5 protein-coding genes are annotated in these 6,484 nt (G+C 67.1%); 3 read left to right on the plus strand and 2 right to left on the minus strand.

What is annotated here, in order from left to right; all coding sequences use genetic code 11:
• The first annotated feature begins 8 nt into the window (after nt 1-8).
• The 3 genes from ACTQ49_RS12030 to ACTQ49_RS12040 all read left to right on the plus strand — a co-directional run bounded on the left by ACTQ49_RS12030 (nt 9) and on the right by ACTQ49_RS12040 (nt 4,826).
• Nucleotides 9-551, plus strand: coding sequence for a hypothetical protein (locus ACTQ49_RS12030; RefSeq protein WP_441828078.1), 543 nt, complete (start codon nt 9-11; stop codon nt 549-551).
• A 59-nt stretch (nt 552-610) separates the two neighbouring features.
• On the plus strand, nt 611-1,534 hold the full coding sequence (locus ACTQ49_RS12035; RefSeq protein WP_441828079.1) for an NAD(P)-dependent oxidoreductase: 924 nt from the start codon (nt 611-613) through the stop codon (nt 1,532-1,534).
• Between the two features lie 94 nt (nt 1,535-1,628).
• On the plus strand, nt 1,629-4,826 hold the full coding sequence (locus tag ACTQ49_RS12040; RefSeq protein WP_441828080.1) for an efflux RND transporter permease subunit: 3,198 nt from the start codon (nt 1,629-1,631) through the stop codon (nt 4,824-4,826).
• Nucleotides 4,827-4,843: 17 nt separating this feature from the next.
• Here the strand turns inward: ACTQ49_RS12040 and ACTQ49_RS12045 are convergent, their stop codons facing one another.
• Both ACTQ49_RS12045 and ACTQ49_RS12050 read right to left on the minus strand, forming a co-directional pair.
• The gene (locus ACTQ49_RS12045) at nt 4,844-5,803 is read right to left on the minus strand and encodes an ADP-ribosylglycohydrolase family protein (protein ID WP_441828081.1); all 960 of its coding nucleotides are present in this window, start codon (nt 5,801-5,803) and stop codon (nt 4,844-4,846) included.
• A 60-nt stretch (nt 5,804-5,863) separates the two neighbouring features.
• Nucleotides 5,864-6,373 carry a GtrA family protein gene (locus ACTQ49_RS12050; protein WP_441828082.1) on the minus strand — a complete coding sequence of 170 codons (510 nt, stop codon included), beginning with the start codon at nt 6,371-6,373 and terminating at the stop codon, nt 5,864-5,866.
• Nucleotides 6,374-6,484 lie beyond the last annotated feature (111 nt).

The following is a 6,484-nucleotide window of genomic DNA, read 5'->3' on the forward strand; positions in this document are numbered from 1 at the left end:
AGACTTTGGTGACGTCCACACCCCCTGCCGAGAATCGTGAGCCCGAGCTGGACGGGCAGCCCATCGAGGAGGTGCGGCGCTCCGAGCCCGTTCAGTCTGGACCGCCAAGCCGCAAGGAACTCAAGGCCCGCCACCGTGAGGCGCAGGAGCGCTCCATCGGCAGTGGCGTGTCCGGGATCCTGCTGGCGGGCCTGGCCGCCTTTCCGGCGCTGGCCGGTGGCATGGCACTGCTGCGCGACGGGAGCCGGGTCTGGTTCATCGTCGGTCTCGTGGTCGCAGTTTGCATGTTGCTCTCGACGATCATCGTCAGTGGACGGATGCGGGAACGCAATCAGCTCTTCAGGGTGTGCTACCTGATTTCAGTCCTGGTCAATGTGGTCGTACTGGTGGGCCTGTTGGTCACGGTTCGTAGTCAAGAGCTCACGTGGTCAGGGCTGGCGCCCCTGTCCGCCTTGCTGGTGGCAGCGCCGGTCCTGGGGGCGTTGGTCTATGGCGTCGGGCAGGCCATCGCCACCCGTCGGGCAGACAAGGCTGCCCGAAGCCTGACCTGACAGGTCCGCAAGGTCAGGGTTCGGCCCGGCTGATTTGCCTTTCACGGCACAATGGCGTCATGAGTGACACCTCGCTGGTCGTGACCCTGCCCACCGATGAGCTGCGTGAAGCTGTGCGCGCGGTCGTTCCCGACGACGTGCGTCTGGAGGTCTGGCCCATGGAGGGCCCCTCGGGGCTTGGCCGGATCGATCTGGCAGTTCTCCCGTACATGGGCCCGGCGAGCCTGCTTGCCGTGCTCGAGAACGAGGAGGTCGCCGCGGTCCAGAGCCAGGCTCTGGGCTATGACAATGCCGACCGCTATCTGCCGACGGGTGTCTCGCTCAGCAATGCGGTCGGCGTGCACGAAGGCTCCACCGCTGAGATCACGCTGGCCCTGGTGCTGGCTGCGCAGCGAGACCTCCACCTCTACCTTGCGGAGCAGCAGTCCGGCAGTTGGGTGCAGCGGTTCAGCCCCGGTCTGCAGGGGCTGACCGCCCTGGTGGTGGGCGTCGGCGGGGTTGGCTCGGCGATTCGTGAGCGACTGGTGCCCTTCGAGGTGGAGGTGGTGCGCAGCGCCTCGCGGGCTCGGGAGGACGAGCACGGTCCGATCCATGGCCCCGAGGACCTGCCGGAGCTCGTGGGCCGTGCGGACATCGTCATTCTGGCCACGCCGCTGACCGAGCAGACGCATCACCTCTTCGACGCCCAGATGATCGCCCGCATGAAGCAGGATGCCCTCCTGGTGAACATTGGCCGGGGTCCCCTGGTGGACACCGACGCCCTCGTCGCAGCTGTCCGCGACGGCCGGATCCGCACTGCGCTCGACGTGATGGACCCGGAACCCTTGCCCGCGGACCATCCGTTGTGGAATCTGCCGGGTGTCCTCATCACTCCCCACGTCGGTGGGCGGAGCAACAGCATGCAGTCCCGCGTGGTGGAACTCGTCCGGGCCCAGGTGGAGCGCCTACGGGCGGGGGAGCCTCTCGAGCACCGGGTCCTGTGAGCACCGAAGCGGGGCGGCCATCCAGTCCTGTCGGAGCGGGGCGGTAGGGTCTGCATCGACGACCTGACCTCCCCCTAGTTCCGATGGAGCCTCGATGGACAGCTTGGCCAGACTCAGCCTGAGGAATCGGGCGCTCATCGCGCTCATCACTGTCTTCGTGATGCTCTTCGGCGGTCTGACCGCGCGGGACCTGAAGCAGGAACTGATCCCCTCCCTGGAGATCCCCAGCGCCTTCATCATGACGAGCTACCCGGGCGCCAGCCCGCAGGTGGTGGAGGAGCGGGTCACGACGCCAATTGAGCAGGCGGTGCTCTCGCTGCAGGGTCTGGAGGGCTACACGTCCACATCGTCGACGGGTATGTCCACGGTGACCGTGAATGTCGAGTACGGCTCGGAGATGGCGCAGGTCCAGCAGCAGTTGCAGGCCGCCGTCAGTCGCATCAAGGGCATGCTGCCCGAGGAGGCAGATGCGCAGGTCTTCACCGGCAGCTTCGATGACATGCCGGTCCAGGTCCTGGCCGTCACCGACGGGGGCACCCCCGAGGAGCTGGCGCAGCGTCTGCAGGGGATCGCCATCCCGGAGCTGGAGAAGCTCTCGGGCGTTCGGCAGGTGACCATGGCCGGTGCCCGGGTCAAGCAGGTGCAGGTCACCCTGGATGACAAGCGGATGGCCGCCGCCGGGCTCACGCGCGCGCAGGTGCAGCAGGCCATCGTGGCGTCCGGTGGGTTGGTCTCGGGTGGTTCGCTCAAGGATGGCGACCAGGATCTGGCCGTCACGGTGGGTGAACGATTCGACTCGGCGAAGCAGGTCGCGCAGATTGCGCTCGTGGGTCAGGCGCAGCCGCCCACCCAGGCTCCCACGCAAGCGCCCATCGAGGGGCCGGGTGCGACGCCGGCCGCGACGCCGAAGGCCGTGACGCTGGGGGAGATCGCCACGGTGGTCGAGGCCGATGCCCCTGCCACGTCGATCTCCCGGACCAATGGCACCCCGAGCCTCTCGCTGGCGATCACCAAGACTCCGGACCGCTCGACGGTTGAAGTGTCCCAGGCCATCAATGACGCACTGCCCGGCATCGCCACCGCGATGGGTAGCCAGCCTGAGTTCACGACGGTCTTCGACCAGGCACCGTTCATCACGCAGTCCATCAAGGACATGCTGGTGGAGGGTGGACTCGGTCTGGTCATGGCCGTGCTCGTCATCCTGGCCTTCCTGCGCAGCATCCGCTCGACGCTGGTGACGGCGGTCTCCATCCCGGTCTCCGTGCTGCTCACCCTGATCGGGCTCCGGGTGGGTGGCTACAGCCTCAACATCCTCACCCTGGGCGCCCTGACCATGGCCGTGGGACGTGTGGTCGATGACTCGATCGTCGTGGTGGAGAACATCAAGCGTCACCTGTCCTACGGACTGCCGAAGATGCAGGCGATCCTGGTGGGCGTGCGTGAGGTGGCCACCGCCATCACGGCAGCCACGATCACGACGGTGGCGGTCTTCCTCCCCATCGGTCTGGTGGGAGGCCAGACCGGTGAGCTCTTCCGGCCCTTCGCCTTCACCATGACGATGGCACTGATGGGTTCTTTGCTGGTGGCCCTGACCATCGTCCCGGTCCTGTCCTACTGGTTCCTCAGCGACGAGCAGTCCGACGTGGATCCGGACGTGGTGGAGGCCCAGGCACAGGAGCGTGAGCGCAAGGGATGGCTGCAGCGGGCCTACCTGCCCGCGCTGGGCTGGGCCCTGCGGCACCGCTGGATCTCCGTGCTGCTGGCCTTCGCCCTGCTGGCGGGCAGCGTGGCCCTGGGCAGCACCCTCAAGACGGACTTCCTGGGCAGCGCGGGCATGAACACGCTCACCGTGCAGCAGAAGTTTCCGCCCGCCTTGGCCCTGAACGAACAAGGCAAGCGCGCGGCGGCGGTTGAGAAGGCGCTGCTGGAGATCGATGGAGTGGAGACCGTCCAGACCACCATCGGGGGTTCTGGTGTCGAGGCCATGTTCAGCGGGGCGGGTGCGGGTATTGCGTCCTTCTCCGTGACGACGGACAAGGAGGCCGATCAGAGCGCCCTGGCCAGTGCGGTGCGCTCCGCCATGGACCCCCTGCAGACCACCGGTGAGATCACGGTGTCCGCCAACCAGGGCATGGGCAGCGGCGACGTCGAGGTGGTGCTGACCGCGCCGGACCAGGAGACCCTGCGCAAGGCCAATGACCAGCTGCTGGCGGCCCTCAAGACGGTGCCGGACACCACGAATGTCAGCTCGACGCTGGCAGCGGACCAGCCCCAGGTCCAGGTGCAGGTGGACAAGGCGAAGGCTGCGGGCTTCGGCCTGAGCGAGCAGGCCGTCGGCCAAGTGGTGCGCGGCATCCTCCAACCCCAACCAGTGGCCAAGGTGGAGCAGCCCGGTGGCGACACCATTGACCTCGTGCTGCAGGCGAGCGACGTACCGCAGGGCCTCGATGAGCTGAAGTCGGTTCCTGTCATGGCGACCCCCACGGGCCAGGTGGTCAAGCTGTCAGACATCGCGACCGTCACGCGCAATACGGTCGCTCCGGAGATTGACCACACCGATGGCCAGCGATCGGTGACCATTTCCCTGACACCGGTTGGCGACAACCTGAGCGCCACCACCGGCGAGGTGACGAAGAAGCTGGACGAGGTGACCTTGCCTGCCGGCGCCGACGCGCAGCTGGGTGGTGTGGCCACCGAACAGGGCGAGGCCTTCCGCCAGCTGGGTCTGGCGCTCCTGGCAGCCGTCGCGATCGTCTACGTGGTCATGGTTGCCACCTTCAAGAGCTTGGTGCAGCCGTTGATCCTGACCATTTCCATTCCCTTCGCGGCCGTCGGCGCGATCCTGGCCCTCCTGGTGACCAATACACCGCTGGGCGTCCCCGCCATGATTGGCCTGCTGATGCTCGTCGGGATCGTTGTCACCAATGCCATCGTCTTGATCGACTTGGTCAACCACTACCGCGAGCGTGGCGATGACGTCGACCACGCCCTGGTGGAGGGAGCTCGTCAGCGACTGCGGCCGATCATCATGACCGCACTGGCAACGATCTTCGCGATGGTTCCGATGGGCCTTGGCCTGTCCGGTGGCGGTGTGTTCATCTCCAAGCCGCTCGCCATCGTCGTGATCGGAGGGCTGCTCAGTTCAACCCTGCTGACACTGCTGCTGGTTCCGGTCCTTTATCACCTGGTGGAGAGCCGGATCGAGAAGCGTCGGAGCCGGCGCGTGGAGCGAGCAGGTGGCGCGTCGACGGTGGCAGATGCTCCCATCGCCCCACCGCGCCGCGGGAAGTGATGAGGGGGTTGGGCTCCTCAGGGCACCAGAGTTTCGACGTGGTCGGCCAGTAGACAGGTGCGTTGCCAGCCGTCCCAGTCAGCTCCCAGCCGGACAGAGCCGGTGAGTCTGTCTGGGGCCGTCAACCCTCGGGCGCCGAGGACTGCTGCTGTCACGGCGGCGACGGTGTCGGCGTCATCCCCGCCCATCACCACCGGCACCACACCGTCCGACCAGGTGCGGGCGGCGCCGTGCTGGACAGCACACTGCAGCGTGTGCAGCACGTATCCGCTCTGGGGACACGGCGTGCCGGCGAGCCCGTCGAGCACTGCCCTCTCGACGAGCCCAAAACCTTCAGCCGAGGTCTGCCACCGCTGCGCCCCGGGGCCCGTGATCCCCAGGCTCGCGAGCAGGGCCGGGAGATCTTGGCGCCGCACGTCCTCGAGCGCGCCGAGCCAGGCGTCTCGGTAGTCGTCGCCATGCGCGAGTCGGTCCATCGCAGCGACCAGAACCGTCGAGGCGGCAGTGCACCGCGGGTCGATGTGGGTCAGGGCCGTGTCCAGGATGGCAGCGGCGATCAGCGGTTCACTCACCAGCCCTTCGATCCAGACGCTGGCCACGCGCATCAGCCCGCCATTGCCGGCGGAGTGACAGCCCGAGCTCTCCCATGCCTGCAGCCCGCCGCGCTGCAGGGCCTCGCGGGTGAGATTGCCAACGTCGGGGGGCCCACCGGCCAGCCAGCGGCGATAGGCGCCCAACGGGTCACCGGGGCGCAGCAGTCTGGCCACGAGCATCTGGGTGTCGTCCGTGGCCTCACCGGGCTCGAACCCGAAGGGACTGCCCGGCTGAAAGGAGGCGAAGTCATCGGGGCTGAACTGGGCGGCGATCTCCGCGGGGGAGCGGAACTCGGTTGCGGCCCCGAGCGCATCGGCGCAGGCAATTCCCAGCAGCGTCTGGATGCGACGCTTCCGGTCAGGATGGACTGGCAGCGTTTCCATGACGCAAGGTTTGCATCACCGAAGGTCCCTGTCGGGTCGAACCGCACCAAGCACCGGGAATCAACAGCTGACGTCGTGGTGCTGGGCCTGCGGTGCGCGACGGAAGACGACGAAGCGCATCATCGTGTACATGAAGATCGCCTCGGCCGTCGCTGCACAGAGACGAGCCAGCTGGAACTGGACGCCGATGCGGTGCAGGGCCCAGGAAAGGCCCAGCACGAGCACCGAATAGTTGACCACCACGACCACGACGTAGCGGACCAGTTCGCCGCCCACCTTGGACTTCGACTCGAAGTTCAGGGCGCGGTTGAGGACATAGGCCAGCCCCAGTGCCACGATGTAGCCGATGCTCACCGCCCACCCGTAGGGGATCCCTACCACTCGATAGCCGAGGGTCAGCAGAGCCATGTCGGTGCTGAAGGTGAACAGGTTGATCAGGCAGTAGCCCACCAAGGTTGCCGGGATGAGCCGACGCAGGGGAGTGGGCAGGACACCCCACAGTGCGTCGCGCACGCGGTCGAAGGCCGCGCGCAGGCGGGCGATGCGTGTGGGTGGCGGCACTGCTGTCACGCGTTTCTCCTATGTCAAGCGGCCAGTGGGATGCAAGTCCCGGGGGCTGCTTGGGTGGTCTTGGGTGGGTTCTTGAGGGTGGTGAACACGATGCGGATGAGGTGGCGTTTC

Source organism: Luteococcus sp. Sow4_B9 (assembly GCF_052116585.1).
GTDB lineage: Bacteria > Actinomycetota > Actinomycetes > Propionibacteriales > Propionibacteriaceae > Luteococcus.